Genomic DNA, 16,916 nt, shown 5'->3' with positions numbered 1-16,916 from the left:
ATGAATTAATTATTGTTTAGACAGAATGACTTAGTTTGTCCTTATGCGAAATATCAGTATGAATAGAAATTTGATAATCATATAACATGCCGTAAATGAGGGATAAAATAAGTGCTGATTTTGCAATTATATTTTTAACAATTGAATAGGAGCTATTATGAACACAATTAAGAAATTATTTTTAAGTTTTATGGTATGTATTTTATTATTCAGTACAGTAGGAACAGCGTATGCAGAACAAAATGATCAAGTGAATTCATCATCTTTTATTGACGTTCCTAAAACTCACTGGGCATATAAAGAAATGATGTATATGGCTGAGAATAAGATTATAACAGGATACGGAAATGGGTATTTCGGTGCTACGGATCCTATTATTCGCGAACATCTTGCTGCTTTCTTGTATCGATATTTAAAACCGCAAGATAGTACCAACAATCCATTTGTTGATATTGGTGAAAGCAATTTTAAAAAGGAAATTTTAGCACTTACTGCACGGGGCATATTTAGCGTAAATGTAGAGAAACAATTCAATCCGAAAAATAATATGACGCGTGCTGAAATGGCTGCAGTGCTTGTCAGAACATTCGATTTAAAACCGCAAGGTAATTTTGACTTTACGGATATGAAAGGTCATTGGGCTAACGAATATGTCAAAATATTAGCTGGAAATAAAATCACAAATGGTACTGGTGATGGCAATTTTAATCCAAATGGACTTGTCACAAGAGAGCAATTTTCTGTGTTCTTATATAGGACAATCATGGCAACATCAGGTATAAAAAACAATGAATCGGTTGGCTGGGTTGTAGATGGAGAAAAGAAATACTATTATGACAAACCAGGCGTGAAACATACTGGATTATTACGTTCAGGGGATGATACCTATCTCTTCGATAAAAATGGTAATCTAGCTTCAGGATGGAATACTGTAGACGGAAAGGACTACTATTTTGATACGGTAAGTGGAGCTGCACAAAAAGGATGGTTCTCTCAAACTACTCATTGGTATTATGCAGACGATAACGGTGTGATTCAAAAAGGCGATGTAACCTATAAGGGAAAACAATTCCAATTTGATAGAACAGGTAAAATGGTAAAAGGGTGGATAACAATCCAATCCCTCGACCAAAATATCTACAAATCCAGAACAGTTGTAAGGGGATTTGACCCGATAAAAGTTAGAAAGGATGAAATTCTTGAAGTAGTAGGGGAAGACGGTCCTCTATGGTTTAAGGTGAACTACAATGGTCAAACATACGTTGTGCAAAAATTATTTGCAGTCGTGTTTGATCAATCTTTATCTAATAAAATAGATACAATTCGTCAAGATATTGATGATTTAAAAAAGAGTACTGAGTTAGTAAAAAAATATTCAGAACGCTATAAAAAAGCAAAAGAAACTAAAAATGATGATGCGGCTTTAGTTGAATCTAGTGAACTTGCACAAAGTGTCTCTCAATTACTAACCACACTAAAAAAATCTGAATTGAAGAACACTGTAGATAAAATTTATGAAAAAGAAGCTGATCCAGCTGTAAGAGAAAAATACAATTCTACTATCGCAACTTTAGAGATGATGAATCAGGATTTTGGGAAAATCCATAAATTAATGCTACTAAAAGATAGTGTTATGATTATCGATAAAGCGAATCAGGATTCAGGTAATATTATTCAACAAATTCAACAAGGTAAATATTTGGTACAACAGGATAAAGCTAACCTTCAAAACTATGTGAATGGGTTAACAGATTATAAAAATAGTATGACATCCTATAAAAAGCAAATGTTAGAATGGTTTGTAGATACTGCAGATGCAGGAACAGATGCCATGATAATGTTTATGGACATGACAACAGCTTACTCGCTCTCAATTAATAAGGTGTTTATCGAACCAGCAGAAAAATGGGTTGGCACATTACCAAAAGGTGAAATAGAAAAATTTGCAGATGGTGTTCGCGACTATGGACAGCAACTTACTGCCATGCAGGAAGGATTCAAAAACAGACTACCTGAATATAAACAAATGGCCAGTGATTTACGCGTAGTAAATCAAAGTTTCCATAAGTTTGGAGATTCAGTACAAAAAGCTGGGGCATCACTTCATAAACAAGCAGTAATGGCTGATGGACTAATTAATAGTGTCTCAACGCATGTTGCAGAAGCTCAACAAGCATTTCCAACCTTGCATACAGATATCTTGTCTGGATTAGATGCTGCTAATAATATGATGGACTCTGCTAATAAGATTTCAGGCTACAAAATAGATACGTCTAATGTTGTTAAAAATGTTGGTAATATGGATGGTTTAACAACCCGTCTTAAGGATTTTGGTGTACCACCTGAAAAAATGAAAGAATATCTGGAAGAGCAGAAACGTACTAATGAGCTTGGATCCATGTCACTTGATTTCTTTCCAATTGTAGGACAAATCAAACAAGGGTTACAACTCATTAACGGAAGAGAATTTTTCACAGAGAGAGAATATGGTCCAGATGATTATGTTTGGGGAACTGTTTCTACACTAGTAGGTGGGTCTCCTAGAGTTGTTGGCCGTGTGTTTGGTAAATATGGAGAACTAGAACAAAAAGCGAAGGATTTAGGAAAAGTATCAAAGGTAACAGAAGAGATTGGATGGAGTATGCCAAGAGGTGGCGGCGTCATTGATGGGCGTAAGTATACTGAACATGCGCTTGAAAGAATGGCTCCCGATACAGTTCAAGTACGAGCAGAACTTATTAAACGCGCGCGTGAGAGGGCTGAAAGGAAAGGGTATAAATTTGGCTCTGATGACTATGTGAAGGAATTAAGCACAATTGATCCTCGTGGTATTACCCCAACGGTAGTAGAAGATACAATCAAGCATGGTACTAAAAATCCAGGAAATAAACCAGGGCTATGGGAATACATAGGGAAAGATGCTAGAGTTATTTTAAATGATAATGGTGATGTTGTTTCGGTTGTACCTAGATAAATAGTAGGAATTAATTGTAGTAATGATAAATTTTCACTAAGAAAGGAGTTATCAAATGCACGTCCAATATGATGAATATGAATTGTTAGAAATCTTTGAAAGTGAACCGGAAGATTTTATTACCCCTGGTGCAGGTGTATATAGGTATTGTAAAATGGATAAATTAGGATTTAAATTAAATATGATTGTATCCTACTATGAAGATACCGTTCAATTAGATATAGTTTATAAAGAACGATATATTTTTGAAACTAAAATGGAGTCTGTAAAACGAGTATATACTCGTAATGATTCACTATATATTCAAGGTACAGAAGAGAAGAAAAAAATTGAAGTAAAGTTCAAGCCACATTTCACAGTAAAAATAGAAGAATTCTAAAAAGCTAAAATAAAATATTTAAATTTAGAAAAAGAGCCCTACACCAACCCTTTTTTAGTTAGGTGTAGGGCTCTTTTACTCTCTTAATCGTTTATTATGAATTTCCTTTCAAAATAAGCTCAACTTCTTCTAAACTTAATTTACTTGCTTTTGCAATCGTTTCAATTGGTACACCAAGTTCATGCATACCTTTAATCATTTGTATTTTCCCTTGCTGAACCCCTTCTTGAATTCCTTCTTTTTTCCCTTCATTACGAGCATGAGCAAACTTTGCAGCTTCATCCATCAACGCTTTCTCCCTTGCTTCATATGCTTGTCGGAAAGAAGAATCTTGACTCATACGTTCCCATTTATTCATCGCTTTTTGTAAAATTGGGTCTTGGTTCATCGCAATATCCTCCAATGTTTGGGTTAATTGTTCGTCCTCATTCGCTGGTAGTAATAACAACCAACGAACAAATGAATCTTCCCAGGGATTTACTTGTTCATTCCTCCACTGTTGCATGAGTTTTTGAATCTCTACGATGTGAACTTCAATATCACTACTTAATACCTTTTGTTGTTGCTGATTCCATAGGATTCCGGTTGTATGAAATGCCTCGTATTCAGGAAACATAACGAAATTTAACAAATTGATCGTAATTGTTTTATGAAGAGAGCTGTATGGCATCCCCTTTTGAAGTTGGGATGTGTATAGCCTTCCCCAGTAATATAAACTTCTCTTAATCATGTCATGATTATTATTCAACTGTATTTCGACATTTACCTTTGTACCTGTATCTAATGTAGCAGAAATATCTAAAATTGATAATTTATCTTCTTCATGTTCTCGGTGCAAGTGTGGGTCTTCTAATTGCAATGAAACAATAGGTGATTCTAAAGAATCCTGTAACATCGCGTTTAAAAAAGCAATTAGAATGTCTTCATTTCCACTTGTACCAAATAATTGTTTAAAAGCAAAATCAATACGTAAATTGACTAACTGTTGGTTGGACATGGGTTTTCCTCTCCCCACCTCGTACAATGTTTTTCTTTTATTGTACATAAAAGAGTGGTAACCATGCAAATAAGTCCTTATCACAACAGACATAAGAACTTACACCAATATTTATAATATATCACTGATTCTCATGAATTTAACATTTTTGTATCTTTTGTAAAACTCGTTTAATGAATTATTTAATCAAAAATGCACCAAAACTTTTAATTTATGAACATCTTAACTTAATAAGCTTTACTCCAGTAATTACGAAATCTTTACAGATAACTTTATTATGTATACTCAGGACGCAAAAAACACTTAAAATTAGTGCAAATTATCTCCTAAAGTTACTACTTACCTTTTTAGTATCTTTGTTTTCATATAATTGAAAATTTATTCTTTAGCACAACTCTAATCAATGTTAAAATATTACATGTACACCTTAACAAAATAGGAGGTCTTAATTTCATGATTACAAATTCCATGCCAGAAGTTTTAACAACAAATGAACTTCGTGCCTTTCTTTCATTCTTAAAATGCGAAGAAATTTCCAATGATAAAGCTCTAGACGTTTTAAAACTTGATCGTTTTAGCGCAAGGAAAGTTCGTGGAGCAAATTACTACGCTACAAGTGAAATAGAAGAATTATATAATTATTTAAAAGAAAGATATGCATTGCATTTTAAAAGACGCAATATCAAAGACTTTGAAGATTTATATGAAAGAGCTTTTGATTATTGCGAAAAACATCGTGACAACTTCTACAAACCAATTAATCGCTACATATAAAATTATTATATTACCAGGAGAAGCTATAATGTTTCATCATTTAAACGTAGACAGGAGGACGATCAACATTGAAATTAACAGGTCTTGAACCATTATACAAAAGCATGCGCGCGCAAAAAATGACGCGTACAAAATTCAAAATCACAATAAATAAGGCTATTTTTAGTATTATTTATTTTATTGATACGAAACCTCATAAACTTGCTATTGGAATCCATGCTAAAAATGTATTCTTTGAAACCCCAGTAAACAAAGGTTTCACGATCAAAGCTTATCTTGACAAACATTACAAAGATGTATACGAAGCTTTAGGGTTATCACCAAATTCTACAAACCCATTTAGCTCAAGGGCTTTTTTTGAAGAAATCAACAAACGTATACCCCCAACCACCAATCCAGGTAACACCCCAAAACCCAGAGATGTTATATATTTTAGAAAAGACGTAGAAGAGGCTGACAAAATCTATTTTTTCGGTTGGAAAGACAATGATATCAGGGGCGAAAAATTAAGTGATGAAAACCTTCATAAAACTAGACAATTATTGGATGAAAAAGCCTACATAATGTGCAAAACTTATAATATCAGTAGTCGTTGGACCGATGATCCAGCTAAAGAAGTCGCTTATACATCACCCCGAAAAGGAGGATTAAGAAAAAATATTCAAAATTAGACTTGGATTAAAATTTAAAATCGGCAAAGAAAATAAACTGTAACAAAAATGAACGTTTATATTACAAATCGAACAACTAAGGTTGAACCCTAAATTCGTCTACAACTGATATGGAATATTTTGTATTAATATCCCTTTTCGGGGGATGGGCAAAGAAACCCGAGTTTAGCTTCATTTAGAAAACCTTGCAACAGAACCCTCCCTTTCTTTCACATTGGATTCAATGAATTGATTCAAATGATTAATTTTGATACATTACTCAGTCCAAATGATCCATGATATTAAATCTTTTTGTAAATGACTAAGAAATACATCAAGGGATATGTGGCGGTACCCCATGTATATTAAATGTGATATGTGCTATAATTATAGTAATCCAATACTAAAAAATCATATTGCAAAAGGACACACCTACGCATAACCATAGCGTAGGTGTGTCCTTTTTTTGTTTAAGGAGGAAAAATGTATGGGAAAAACGTTATTTATTATTTTAGCCAAGAAGACTCCTTCCTCAAGGAGCGTGAAGGGTCACAGCCCAGTGAGTAGGTGGGAGATGAATTGGCTTCGAACAAGGGATGGCAGGAAGCCATCTTAATTGTTCGACATACAGAAAGTGTTACTCGACTACCTATCGAATGTACGTTTGGTGTATAATAGTCATATACCGAAATGGAGGTGAATCAAATAATCATGAATAAAGCCTATAAGTTTCGTATCTATCCAAATCAGGTACAAGCAATTCTAATCAACAAAACGATTGGATGTTCTCGCTTTGTATTCAATTATTTCCTATCCTTATGGGATCAAGCATACAAAGAGACAGGAAAAGGCTTGACCTATGGTACATGCTCTGCCAAACTACCTGCCATGAAGAAAGAGCTTGTTTGGCTAAAAGAAGTGGATAGTATTGCGATTCAGTCGTCTGTTCGCAACCTTGCGGATGCTTATACACGCTTTTTCAAAAAACAAAACAGCGCACCGCGCTTTAAATCTAAGAAGAACAACGTACAATCTTATACTACAAAACAAACAAATGAAAACATTGCCGTTGTAGGGAACAAAATAAAGTTGCCGAAACTAGGTCTTGTTCGATTTGCCAAAAGTCGCGAAGTAGAGGGGCGTATTGTAAATGCTACGGTTAGACGGAACCCTTCTGGTAGATATTTTGTGTCACTATTAGTTGAAACAGAAGTACAAGAACTTCCGAAAACAAGTTCTTACATTGGAATAGATGTAGGACTAAAAGATTTCGCTATTTTGTCAGATGGAACCCACTATGAAAATCCGAAGTTTTTCCGATCATTAGAAGATAAGTTGGCGAAAGCACAGCGTGTGCTTTCTAGAAGAATGAAAGGATCTTCTCGCTGGAATAAACAACTAGTAAAGGTAGCTAGAATTCATGAATACATATCCAATGCTAGAAAAGATTACTTGGACAAAATTTCAACTGAAATCATTAAAAACCACGATGTTATCGGTATAGAGGGTTTGCAAGTATCGAATATGTTAAAGAATCATAAGTTAGCAAAAGCAATTAGTGAGGTATCTTGGTCGCAATTTCGATCCATGTTAGAATACAAAGCAAAATGGTATGGCAAACAAGTCATTGTCGTATCGAAAACATTTGCTTCCAGCCAATTATGTTCTTGTTGTGGGTATCAAAATAAAGACGTTAAAAATCTCAACCTACGTGAATGGGACTGTCCTTCTTGTCAAACACATCATGATAGAGATATTAACGCAAGTATCAATCTAAAGAATGAAGCGATAAGGCTTCTAACCGCAAGGACTGCGGGGTTAGCCTAATCAATTAGAGTTCGATAGAACTCTTTACTTAGGAATCCCTCACTTCTAAACGAAGTGAAAGTGGGGGTAGTTCAAGTGAACATTATAAAAAGCCTTGCGAATTCATTGTTTCTGGAACCATTTTGAAAAAGAAAATAACTAACGGGCAAGTAAAAAAGTTATTAGAGAAGAATATGACCGATACAATCTCAGGATTTGAAAGTAAGAAAACCGGAGAAAAATTCGATGCAAAATTAACCTATGATGTACAAAAACAACGTATTACGTTTATAACGAATAAAAAGAAATAATATCGCAAAATCTTAAATTTCATATATAAAACTAATAAGAAATATGATATGATGAAAGTAACAAAATACTTCTAAAACTATCTTGCAAAAGGACATACCTACGCATACATATGCCATAGGTGTGTCCTTTTTTATGTATTTTTAAGATTTCAAGACTCAAAAGGGGGATATATATTGTGTACCAGTAATATAGCGTCTGATAATGTATCTTTTGAAAAATTGAAAAGCCAGGAAAAGTATGAAGAAAGTATGGTGGCAATATGCCCGCAGTGTAAGGAACGGTCATATAGTGCACTTTATAATGATCATCCAAAATGGATACAGTTTTGCCTATGTTGTAATTATCGAGAAGTAAATACTATGAATAGCCCGTTTGTTTATTAGAAACAGCTATTTACGTATTTTAAGTAGGAGGAAGAAATTTCGATATGAAAATATGGATTAAAGCTATTTGTATAACATCATTTGTAATTCAAATGTCAGCATGTAACAGTTCCGTGCAAACAAAAAATGATTCGAGACCTGTCCAAGCAGTACAAAATGGAATACAACAGCACGTAGAAGGGAAAGGTATTGTTGATATTCCAGAAGCTTATAAGGGGAAAATAAAAGGCTTAGAGACTGTTAAAGGGAAGGTGTTACATATAAAGGATGGAGATACGATAGACGTGAACGTAAAGGGGCAGAAACAGACGGTAAGGTTACTGTTATTAGATACCCCTGAGTCTGTATCTCAGAAAATCCCACCACAAAAGATGGGAAAGGAAGCTTCTTCCTTTTTAAAGAACCGGCTAGATGGGAAAAGTGTAACCTTGGTTTATGATCAAGGATCAAAAGAAGACAAGTATGGTAGGAAATTGGCTTATGTATTTTGTAATGGTATACACGTCAATGAATTAATGGCCAAGTCGGGTTATGGGATTATAGCCTATATTTCTAAACCTAATACTACATTACTACCCGAAATGCTAGAGGCAGAAAAAGAAGCAAAAGAATCAATGGCTGGCGTGTGGAGCATTAAAGGGTTTGTAAATGAAAAGAACCGGCAGTATAACCGTAATGATGCAGCTTAATATCTAATTTATGTTTAACCGTATAGTTATCAATGCTTATCAAAAAAGGAGGTATATGAATGAATAGGACCAAAAGAAATATGCTCTTATCTTTTGTTATTTCAACTTTCTTTATTTTTTTGAGTCTATTGCCAGTTAGTAATAATGAATATGTGTATGTTATCTCAAAAATTGGGGCTGCAGCTGGTGTAATTAATATTGTTATGATGAGCGCATTCTTATATTTTCAGAGCAAAAAAACGAGACATCTCTTGAATTAATACGGTACAAGTACCTGTTTTCCTTACTCATACGTAAAAGAAAAGAGTAAGGAAAATAGAAAGGTGAGGTTGTAGATGAGTCAAATACCGGGGTTTTTGAAGTTTGTTTTAGCAAAGGAAAGACGATATGTATATTTGGTTGTAGCAGAAAAGAAAAACAAACGAGTGAAAACACATGTTGTATATGGATTCGGTCCACTAGAAAAAGCATCAGAAACTATGTATGGAATGCGTGATGATTTTGAGAATCGCTTTCCACCAAATTTAAAAGATAAGGGATATGACTGGGAAGATTGTGCGACACGTTTCTAGGCTAGCAAAGGTTAGCCCGGAAATGGACTGACACTTTGGTAAAACCTAGACACAGACTAAAATATTAGACTGTAGAACTATTATTCTGATGTTTCGAATGAGGGATTAACATCCTGAAAGGAACACTCGATAGCGGCATCGCAATATAACAGATAGGTTAATCCTCTATAGGAGGAATATTGTTTGGAGCCCGCCGTAAAAGTGCGAAGGTTGTCGTAACAGTAATGCTGACGAAAAGGGGATGGAGGCATCCTCTACAACTGATAGTGCCTGGGTCTATAAAATACTTATGACTAGAATGTATTAAAAAATCTTTCCGAGATTACATACTGACGAATCTTTGAATGTACGGATCTAGAGCCAGAGGTGGTAGAAATACCATCGCACACAAATAGTGTGGCTGTTGTGGACAAGTAAGAATGGTCTTTATGAAAATCCATATTACGTTAAAGGCGTAATCAAGACAGCAGGTCTAAAGGAGAAGTCTAAGGGTAATATGTACAGATAAGAATAATGGAACGTGGTAAGTCAACAACGAGGAGGACCTATGGCCGTTGAAACGTTTTGAGGGAAAAGTCTGATGATATTAGTCAATACTATAACCTCAATTTATGTTGATGAACGTGGTGGCACAGTACCTATGAAACCGTGATAATAAGCGGTGGAGGGATAGCCACTAGTCGTGGAAGGTTAATCACAATGTTAAAAACATAACTTTCTATATTATAAAGTTTCTTGTAAGACTAAGAGAGATATTCCCTCCCTTATAGGAGGTTATCGCCTTTATGACAAAGAAAGTTCAGCTAAGGCATAACGAATACTACGACATACAAAAGTCACTGGATGAGTTATATGCCCAAAGCAAAAACAGACAAAATTTTTACAACCTTATTAATTTGATGAAAACCGAAGAGAACATTCGCCTTGCCTACAGAAACATTAAAACCAACAAAGGTAGTAGAACTCCAGGTGTAGATGGATTAACCATATCGGACTTAAAATCCCTTTCCATAGATGTAATTGTAGAAAAGATTAAAACTATGTTCGATAAATACCAACCACAACCTGTAAGAAGAGTGCTAATACCCAAAGAAGGTGGTAACGGAAATAGGCCATTAGGAATCCCTACCATTTTGGATAGATTATTTCAACAATGCATACTCCAAATCCTTGAACCTATATGTGAGGCTCAATTTCATAACCACAGTTATGGATTTAGACCTAACAGAGGAACAAGTGATGCAATTGCTAGACTCTATCACAGGATCAACATATCTGGTCATCACTACTGTGTGGATGTAGATATCAAAGGTTTCTTTGATAACGTAAACCACGGTAAGCTACTAAAGCAGATGTGGTCGATGGGCATCCGTGATAAAAGTCTTCTATGCATTATATCTAGGCTTCTTAAATCAGAGATTAAAGGAGGAGGAATTCCTAATAAAGGTACTCCCCAAGGCGGTATATTAAGCCCACTTCTATCTAATATTGTATTAAATGAATTAGATTGGTGGATATCTGACCAATGGGAAACATTTGATGCAGTAAGAACCAATGGTGAGCCATACTCTAGCAGTGATAAGAAATACAGGGAACTAAAGAAGACAAACTTGAAGGAAATGTACATCATTAGGTATGCTGATGACTTCAAGATAACCTGTAGGACATACGAAGATGCACAAAAAGCATTTCACGCTGTAAATGATTTCCTCAAATATAGACTTGGACTAGATATCAACAAAGAAAAGTCTAAAGTAATAAATATGAGGAAAAACACGAGTAAATTTCTTGGATTGAAAATCAAAGTTGTTAGAAAACATACCAGCACAGACCCTAAGTCGGGTAGAAAAAGAAGAACCAGGAATGGTTATGTAGCCCAATCTCAAATGTCTGATAGAGCGAAAAAGAAGGCCTATTCTAACATCAAAAGAGCAATCAAGAAAATTCAAAGAAAGACCACCGGTGATTCTGCACATAACTATAACCTTGTAGTAATAGGGATTCAAAACTATTACTCAATGGCTACCTATATTACTGTAGATTTGGGAAGAATGGAATTCTCTCTTAGGAAAGTACTTTATAATCGGTTAGAGAAACATCGAACTAAAGCAACTCTTGATGATTTCACCAAATCGATGCAGAAGAGATATAAAGGGTATAATTGGAAACTGTTTAAGATAGAAAAAACAGGAATGGTACCCATAGCAGCTCAAAAGCATAGAGTGGTCTACGCTTTCCAACAGAATATATGTAACTATACTAAAACTGGTAGGGATAAAATTCACAAAGACTTACGTAATATATCCAACGATGTACTTCGTAAGGTAATGAGAACTTACATCCCAAACAGGAGTATAGAATATAACGACAATCGTATTTCGAAATACATTGCTCAAAATGGAAAGTGCTGGGTAACAAAATATGTAATTGGTATAGATGAAGTTCATTGTCATCACAAAATACCATACCATATTAGCTCAGATGACTCATTTGGTAATCTTGTTATTGTTAGTGATTATGTACACAAGTTGATACATATGACTAATATAGAACTAATCAAAGAACGCTTTATAAATCTCGAAATGACCAAAAAGGATTTCAAAACCACGCTCAAGAGACTTAATGAACTAAGAATTCTAGCTGGAACGGAAGAAATTAAATTTTCTACCAAGGAAATCAAACAAATCATATAACAAGGTTATGTTAAAAAATTTTTTTGATTAACTAGACACGATGGAACGCCGTGTGAGCTCGAAAGACTCACGCACGGTGTGAGGTGGGGGAAAATCTAGAGATAACTTCAAAGGATTACCTATCACGCAGTAAATGATTGGATACTATCCATAGAAACAGGCTATTCCAAATACGGAAATAAGTTAGTGACATTCTAAATAGAAAAGTGAGGTAGTATCACATGCTTGATACGAAATCTTTAGAACCGTATTTTCGTTTTTCTAATTCACCAGGTATTCAGTATATCGGAACTTATTGTCCAGATTATTCTAAAGGTGAAAATAAACATGTAAAAGATTTTTTACGAAAACTCATAGATTGCCTTTCGCATGTTGAACCGACATACAGCCATGAAATTATATTAAGATTTTTACAGGATGAAATATATCAACGAGAGATACTATCACATGCGAATTTTCAGTCCGCATTCGATGAACAAGCAAAAGATTCTATTATACATATACTAGTAAATGAGTCTGAAATAATAGAAACAGTAAGTACTAGAATGAAGCAGTTAATAAACCGAGTACGAAAGCCGATGGATCCTGATAAGTATGTTTTACTAGATTTCATTCAAAAGGCAAGTACATATTTTGTACCGATAGACGATGGACATATGTTTGATTCTATGGCCAAAAGCGGATTAATTGGATTTTTGCTCGGACAAGAGTGGATATTTGATTTTGGAGAGATGGACGAGTTTGAATGGACGCCTTTTATCCATATTCAGTTCTTGGGGCATATAGTGCCATATAATGAGTTATTCATCTATTTACCAAAAAAAGATTTTATAAATCTAAAAGGAACTGACCTAGAAAAGTATGTAAGTGAAAGATTTTTAGATATGGCAAACCATAACACCACTTTTGAAGTAGATTTTATGAACATGGAACACCGAAAACAAATTGAAGCATATATGCTTGAGAAAAGTGTATAGCATGCAATTAAAATCGTGTGAGGAGTATACAAAATGGAACTGTTCCGTAAGTATCATATTTTCTGCGCTTGGACCATCGCTACAAGTGCAATGTTAATTAGTTTGTTTTTCAGTGAATGGATGAAGCTACCACCATGTGATTTGTGCTGGTACCAAAGAATGGCCATGTATCCATTAGTATTAATATTGGGGATAGGAATGTATAGAAGAGATCCGCATGTCAACACATATGCATTCCCATTTGCGTGTATCGGATTAATATTATCTGTATATCAAATTACAATTCAAACGTTTCCTGCTAGTGAGATGAAGATATGTTCAGTGGGAATATCTTGTACAGAAGATTACTTGAATTTATTTGGTTTCATCTCGATACCTATGCTATCATTTGTTGGATTTTTAGCCATCATAGTACTTTTATATATTAAACCTGATAAAGAGACAAAAGAACAAATAACACAGCGATTATAATCGATATACTCATACAAACACAAAATACTTATAACTTAAAAATAAAAAAGGAAACTAAAAAGGAGAAATTAAAATGACAACTATTCAAGTAAGTAATGAAATGCACAAAATCCCAGAGGCGGATGTAGAATTATTAAAGATTATGGCCCATCCAGTTAGGTTACAAATCGTGAAGGAGCTAGAACACCGCAAGATTTGTAATGTAACACAATTAACGGAGCTATTAGATATTCCTCAATCTACCGTATCTCAGCATTTATCTAAAATGCGTGGGAAGATTCTTCGTTCGGAAAGAAGGGGATTAGAGATGTATTATCATATTGTAAATTCAAAGGCATGTCAGATTGTTAGTGTACTAGGTTTATAGAATAGTATTGAACGGTAAAACAAGAACCTCATTTCATTTTGGGGTTCTTGTTTTACTATAGTCTCAGAATAATAGTGGTAATATTCAGAACTTTATTGATGTATATTCAAAAATACACCTATTAAATTACAAATTCTGTTATTATATTATTAAAAGAACATATGATAATTGGTATTGAGGGGGTGGATTATGAATATAGCAATCAAAGGAAACGAACAGATTCTGGGCTTATTAAATGATTGGTATGTGGAAATTCGTGCACGGCGCATAAGCAATGCGCATCGTTTAAAAGAAGAAATTGATGGTAAAATCCAAAATATAAAAGATCAGAACTTATTATTATACTATTCATTATTAGATTTTCGTCATCAATATGTAATTGATAACTTAGGTGTTTCTACAAGTAGTTTTGATAAAGTAGAATCCTTTGAGATTCCTTCTAACAACACTTTAACTTATTATTATCATTTCTTTAAAGCTATCCATGCTAGTGGAACTGGTAGTTATAAGGTTGCAAAAGAACACTTTGATCAAGCCGAAAAATTATTAGAGCTTATCAATGATGACGTTGAGAAAGCTGAATTTTATTATAAGTTAGGTGCATTCCATTTTGATATTTGTGATTCACTGGTCTCTTTTCAGTACACAACAAAGGCAAAAGAAATGTTTTTAGCCCATGCTGATTATGAGCGTAATGTCGGCTTTTGTGAGAACTTGTTAGGGTTAGCTTGTATAAACTTAAAAGAATGGTCATTAGCAGAGGAACATTTTGCGGCTGCAATGGACAAGTTCCAAAAAATCGGAGAAGATAAGTTTATTATTATGGTGCGCCATAATTTGGGTTGGATGTATTCTAAACAAAACCTATCATCTTTAGCGATTCGTTATTTATCTGAAGTCATTGAAAAGTCTCCGAACCATTACAAAGCCATGTATGCAAAGGCATTGGAACATTACAAACTGGACGAGCGAGATGTCGCAGCAGAACTCATAGAGAACGGTTTAAATATTAGTAAAAAACTAAATCAAGAAGAGTTTATACATCGATATCTCATTTTACAAGAGCTAAACAATGCTTCACCTACTCAAATACTTGAAACAGTAGTACTAGCAGGAATTGATTACTTCGAAAGAGAAGGATTGTATGAAGATGTTCAAGAGTCTTATGAGACGCTGGGAACAAAATTTTATGATGAAAAGAATCATCATGCGGCGAGTAAGTATTTCCATTTAGGGTTGAAAGCGAAACGAAAATTTTTTGAGGAAGGAGCTTTAAAATGAAAAAAATAGTATTCAGTTTAATGGGAATTGTCACGGCTATAACCTTGACTATAGGTGTGACGAATACAGCGAAAACTCCACAATCTTACGAAGTCATTCAAAGTCTTTCAGTTGGAGATCACGGTGGTTGATACACTAATTTAATGTATAATAAAAAGGGCTAGGATTTATCATCTAGTCCTTTTTTTATTGATTGGATGCTTTTTCATAAGGTTCAATTCGTAAAATTGTTAAAGCGTATGCCGTGATTCGATTCGAGGCCTACTACGTCTGTGGTTCAAATAAGAAAAAATACGATTGGGGAGTGAAGGGCAATAAAGAATCATATCAGGAGCCCTCAGGGACAACTATTGCAAATTAATAAGAAATGGTCTCACCTAAAGCAAAAACAGCGTGAAACCATATCAACTTGGCTGAGAGAGGCTTATATAGAGAAGATTAAAGTTCATAACCGTAGATTGAAACCGAGAGAACATGAGGCTGTTTTAGAAAGTGTTATGAGTAAAATCAATGATCGTGAAATTTGGATTCCGGATTACGAAGTCGAAAAGTATTACAAAGGAAAAATAAATAAATGGTATAACAAACACATTTCATTGGAAGAAAAAAATGATAAGGAGGAGAAAATATGAAACATAGTATCGAAAATGTTAGTACTTCATATATAATCCGTCTATTTTTAAATGATTTAGACACATTTATTATAGCAGGAAAAAGGGGATTTAATTTCCGCTCAGAATCGAGGAGCTAATTGCGGATTGTTGGAGTGGTTTAATGATTACCCGCAAGGTATATCGGCAGATGAATTAAAAGAAATTGAAAGAGAGATAGGTGAATTGATGGGGAGTATGTTTATATAGTCTCATCATGTTGAAGAAAGAGAAGGGTTTATAAAGCAATTTAGCGATTATTTCGGAGAATATATAGGTTTCTTTAAATTAGTTAGGGATGTATATCTTGAAGAGTTGAAAGATGAGTTGGCATATTAATATAAAAAGAAATTAAAGTTAACGTTCTTTAAATGATGAAAAAGTTAAAGGAGAAAAGAAAGTGAAATTAGGGATAGAAAAGTTTATTAGTGACATAGAATTTCCGGAAGCTGCTAAGAGTCTTATTGAAGAGGGGATATTATGTTATAAAGCAGGGGCTTATAGGTCAGCATATATAATGTCTTATTTGTCTTTCTTAAATGTAGTAAAGCACAGAGTATTAGAAAATCCATATGCTCTCAATAGAATATATGGTAGAGAATGGAAAAGTGAAATAGAAGAAATTCCAAACGATGAATTCTGGGAAAGAAATGTATTCAACTTAATTGCTTCAGGAAACTCACATAGTCGCTATTTTGAAGTTAGCGAATCGATAATTACACAAATGGAATATTGGAGGACTTTAAGAAACGATTGTGTACATTCTAAAGGTAAACAGTTTGTAGCAGCGCATGTTGAATCATTTTGGTTATTTATACAATCAACTCTCCCTGAGTTATTAATTAACTGTAGGAAGAATGTCTTATCTAAAGAGCTTGAGGAGCTTTTAGAAAATTTTTTTGAATGAGATAAAAAGTGAAGAGATTTTATTAGGTACTTTA

At 34.2% G+C, this 16,916-nt stretch carries 16 protein-coding genes and 3 pseudogenes; 18 read left to right on the top strand and 1 reads right to left on the bottom strand.

Features of this window, described 5'->3' with window-relative positions; genetic code table 11:
• The first annotated feature begins 157 nt into the window (after positions 1–157).
• Both QCI79_RS32610 and QCI79_RS32605 read left to right on the top strand, forming a co-directional pair.
• On the top strand, positions 158–2,974 hold the full coding sequence (locus tag QCI79_RS32610) for an S-layer homology domain-containing protein (protein WP_021728449.1): 2,817 nt from the start codon (positions 158–160) through the stop codon (positions 2,972–2,974).
• A 55-nt stretch (positions 2,975–3,029) separates the two neighbouring features.
• Positions 3,030–3,353, top strand: a complete 324-nt coding sequence (locus QCI79_RS32605; RefSeq protein WP_021728450.1) for a hypothetical protein — start codon at positions 3,030–3,032, stop codon at positions 3,351–3,353.
• 94 nt (positions 3,354–3,447) lie between these two features.
• On the opposite strand, the gene QCI79_RS32600 is transcribed toward QCI79_RS32605, so the two are convergent.
• Positions 3,448–4,350 (bottom strand): Rpn family recombination-promoting nuclease/putative transposase, encoded by a 903-nt coding sequence (locus QCI79_RS32600; RefSeq protein ID WP_021728451.1) that lies wholly within the window; start codon positions 4,348–4,350, stop codon positions 3,448–3,450.
• A gap of 453 nt (positions 4,351–4,803) precedes the next feature.
• On the opposite strand from QCI79_RS32600, the gene QCI79_RS32595 reads away from it, so the two are divergent.
• The 16 genes and pseudogenes from QCI79_RS32595 (at position 4,804) to QCI79_RS32525 (ending at position 16,882) form a co-directional block, all read left to right on the top strand.
• Positions 4,804–5,124, top strand: coding sequence for a hypothetical protein (locus tag QCI79_RS32595; RefSeq protein ID WP_021728452.1), 321 nt, complete (start codon positions 4,804–4,806; stop codon positions 5,122–5,124).
• Between the two features lie 68 nt (positions 5,125–5,192).
• A complete protein-coding gene (locus tag QCI79_RS32590; protein WP_021728453.1) occupies positions 5,193–5,795 on the top strand; it encodes a DUF6037 family protein in 603 nt (200 codons plus the stop codon).
• 669 nt (positions 5,796–6,464) lie between these two features.
• Positions 6,465–7,601, top strand: coding sequence for an IS200/IS605 family element RNA-guided endonuclease TnpB (gene tnpB, locus QCI79_RS32585; RefSeq protein WP_170919979.1), 1,137 nt, complete (start codon positions 6,465–6,467; stop codon positions 7,599–7,601).
• Positions 7,602–7,678: 77 nt separating this feature from the next.
• Positions 7,679–7,891: pseudogene (locus tag QCI79_RS32580) on the top strand (topoisomerase C-terminal repeat-containing protein); the annotation flags it as partial.
• Positions 7,892–8,319: 428 nt separating this feature from the next.
• A complete protein-coding gene (locus QCI79_RS32575; RefSeq protein ID WP_021728471.1) occupies positions 8,320–8,964 on the top strand; it encodes a thermonuclease family protein in 645 nt (214 codons plus the stop codon).
• 59 nt (positions 8,965–9,023) lie between these two features.
• Positions 9,024–9,224 carry a hypothetical protein gene (locus tag QCI79_RS32570; RefSeq protein ID WP_021728470.1) on the top strand — a complete coding sequence of 67 codons (201 nt, stop codon included), beginning with the start codon at positions 9,024–9,026 and terminating at the stop codon, positions 9,222–9,224.
• A gap of 75 nt (positions 9,225–9,299) precedes the next feature.
• Positions 9,300–9,518 (top strand): annotated as a pseudogene (locus tag QCI79_RS32565) (hypothetical protein); the annotation flags it as partial.
• 803 nt (positions 9,519–10,321) lie between these two features.
• Positions 10,322–12,229 (top strand): group II intron reverse transcriptase/maturase, encoded by a 1,908-nt coding sequence (ltrA, locus tag QCI79_RS32560; protein ID WP_021728468.1) that lies wholly within the window; start codon positions 10,322–10,324, stop codon positions 12,227–12,229.
• A 221-nt stretch (positions 12,230–12,450) separates the two neighbouring features.
• Entirely contained in the window at positions 12,451–13,206 is a 756-nt protein-coding gene (locus QCI79_RS32555; RefSeq protein WP_021728467.1) for a hypothetical protein, read from the top strand.
• Between the two features lie 33 nt (positions 13,207–13,239).
• A complete protein-coding gene (locus QCI79_RS32550; RefSeq protein ID WP_021728466.1) occupies positions 13,240–13,677 on the top strand; it encodes a disulfide oxidoreductase in 438 nt (145 codons plus the stop codon).
• A gap of 73 nt (positions 13,678–13,750) precedes the next feature.
• Positions 13,751–14,044: an ArsR/SmtB family transcription factor gene (locus QCI79_RS32545; protein ID WP_021728465.1), complete on the top strand. Its 294-nt coding sequence runs from the start codon at positions 13,751–13,753 to the stop codon at positions 14,042–14,044.
• 189 nt (positions 14,045–14,233) lie between these two features.
• On the top strand, positions 14,234–15,325 hold the full coding sequence (locus QCI79_RS32540; RefSeq protein WP_021728464.1) for a Rap family tetratricopeptide repeat protein: 1,092 nt from the start codon (positions 14,234–14,236) through the stop codon (positions 15,323–15,325).
• Complete coding sequence (locus QCI79_RS32535; RefSeq protein ID WP_000724740.1) at positions 15,322–15,456, top strand: hypothetical protein; 135 nt, start codon at positions 15,322–15,324, stop codon at positions 15,454–15,456. Before QCI79_RS32540 ends, QCI79_RS32535 begins: the two co-directional genes overlap by 4 nt.
• 183 nt (positions 15,457–15,639) lie before the next feature.
• The gene (locus QCI79_RS32530) at positions 15,640–15,957 is read left to right on the top strand and encodes a hypothetical protein (RefSeq protein WP_031303369.1); all 318 of its coding nucleotides are present in this window, start codon (positions 15,640–15,642) and stop codon (positions 15,955–15,957) included.
• Positions 15,954–16,314 (top strand): annotated as a pseudogene (locus QCI79_RS35105) (hypothetical protein). The gene QCI79_RS32530 and the pseudogene QCI79_RS35105 overlap by 4 nt, the downstream one beginning before the upstream one ends.
• Positions 16,315–16,375: 61 nt before the next feature.
• A complete protein-coding gene (locus QCI79_RS32525) occupies positions 16,376–16,882 on the top strand; it encodes a hypothetical protein (RefSeq protein WP_021728460.1) in 507 nt (168 codons plus the stop codon).
• Positions 16,883–16,916: the final 34 nt, after the last annotated feature.

This window comes from Bacillus cereus group sp. MG1 (assembly GCF_040460035.1).
Taxonomy (GTDB): domain Bacteria; phylum Bacillota; class Bacilli; order Bacillales; family Bacillaceae_G; genus Bacillus_A; species Bacillus_A cereus.
Note: the sequence above shows the minus strand (reverse complement) of the source record. Positions and strands in the feature narration are given on the sequence as shown.

What these genes read in the sequence shown, in the direction of transcription:
- QCI79_RS32555 (WP_021728467.1), top strand. Translation starts at nt 12,451, where the DNA reads ATGCTTGATACGAAATCTTTAGAACCGTATTTTCGTTTTTCTAATTCA.
- QCI79_RS32540 (WP_021728464.1), top strand. Translation starts at nt 14,234, where the DNA reads ATGAATATAGCAATCAAAGGAAACGAACAGATTCTGGGCTTATTAAAT.
- QCI79_RS32610 (WP_021728449.1), top strand. Translation starts at nt 158, where the DNA reads ATGAACACAATTAAGAAATTATTTTTAAGTTTTATGGTATGTATTTTA.
- tnpB (WP_170919979.1), top strand. Translation starts at nt 6,465, where the DNA reads ATGGAGGTGAATCAAATAATCATGAATAAAGCCTATAAGTTTCGTATC.
- QCI79_RS32575 (WP_021728471.1), top strand. Translation starts at nt 8,320, where the DNA reads ATGAAAATATGGATTAAAGCTATTTGTATAACATCATTTGTAATTCAA.
- QCI79_RS32550 (WP_021728466.1), top strand. Translation starts at nt 13,240, where the DNA reads ATGGAACTGTTCCGTAAGTATCATATTTTCTGCGCTTGGACCATCGCT.
- ltrA (WP_021728468.1), top strand. Translation starts at nt 10,322, where the DNA reads ATGACAAAGAAAGTTCAGCTAAGGCATAACGAATACTACGACATACAA.
- QCI79_RS32570 (WP_021728470.1), top strand. Translation starts at nt 9,024, where the DNA reads ATGAATAGGACCAAAAGAAATATGCTCTTATCTTTTGTTATTTCAACT.
- QCI79_RS32605 (WP_021728450.1), top strand. Translation starts at nt 3,030, where the DNA reads ATGCACGTCCAATATGATGAATATGAATTGTTAGAAATCTTTGAAAGT.
- QCI79_RS32535 (WP_000724740.1), top strand. Translation starts at nt 15,322, where the DNA reads ATGAAAAAAATAGTATTCAGTTTAATGGGAATTGTCACGGCTATAACC.
- QCI79_RS32545 (WP_021728465.1), top strand. Translation starts at nt 13,751, where the DNA reads ATGACAACTATTCAAGTAAGTAATGAAATGCACAAAATCCCAGAGGCG.
- QCI79_RS32600 (WP_021728451.1), bottom strand. Translation starts at nt 4,350, where the DNA reads ATGTCCAACCAACAGTTAGTCAATTTACGTATTGATTTTGCTTTTAAA.
- QCI79_RS32595 (WP_021728452.1), top strand. Translation starts at nt 4,804, where the DNA reads ATGATTACAAATTCCATGCCAGAAGTTTTAACAACAAATGAACTTCGT.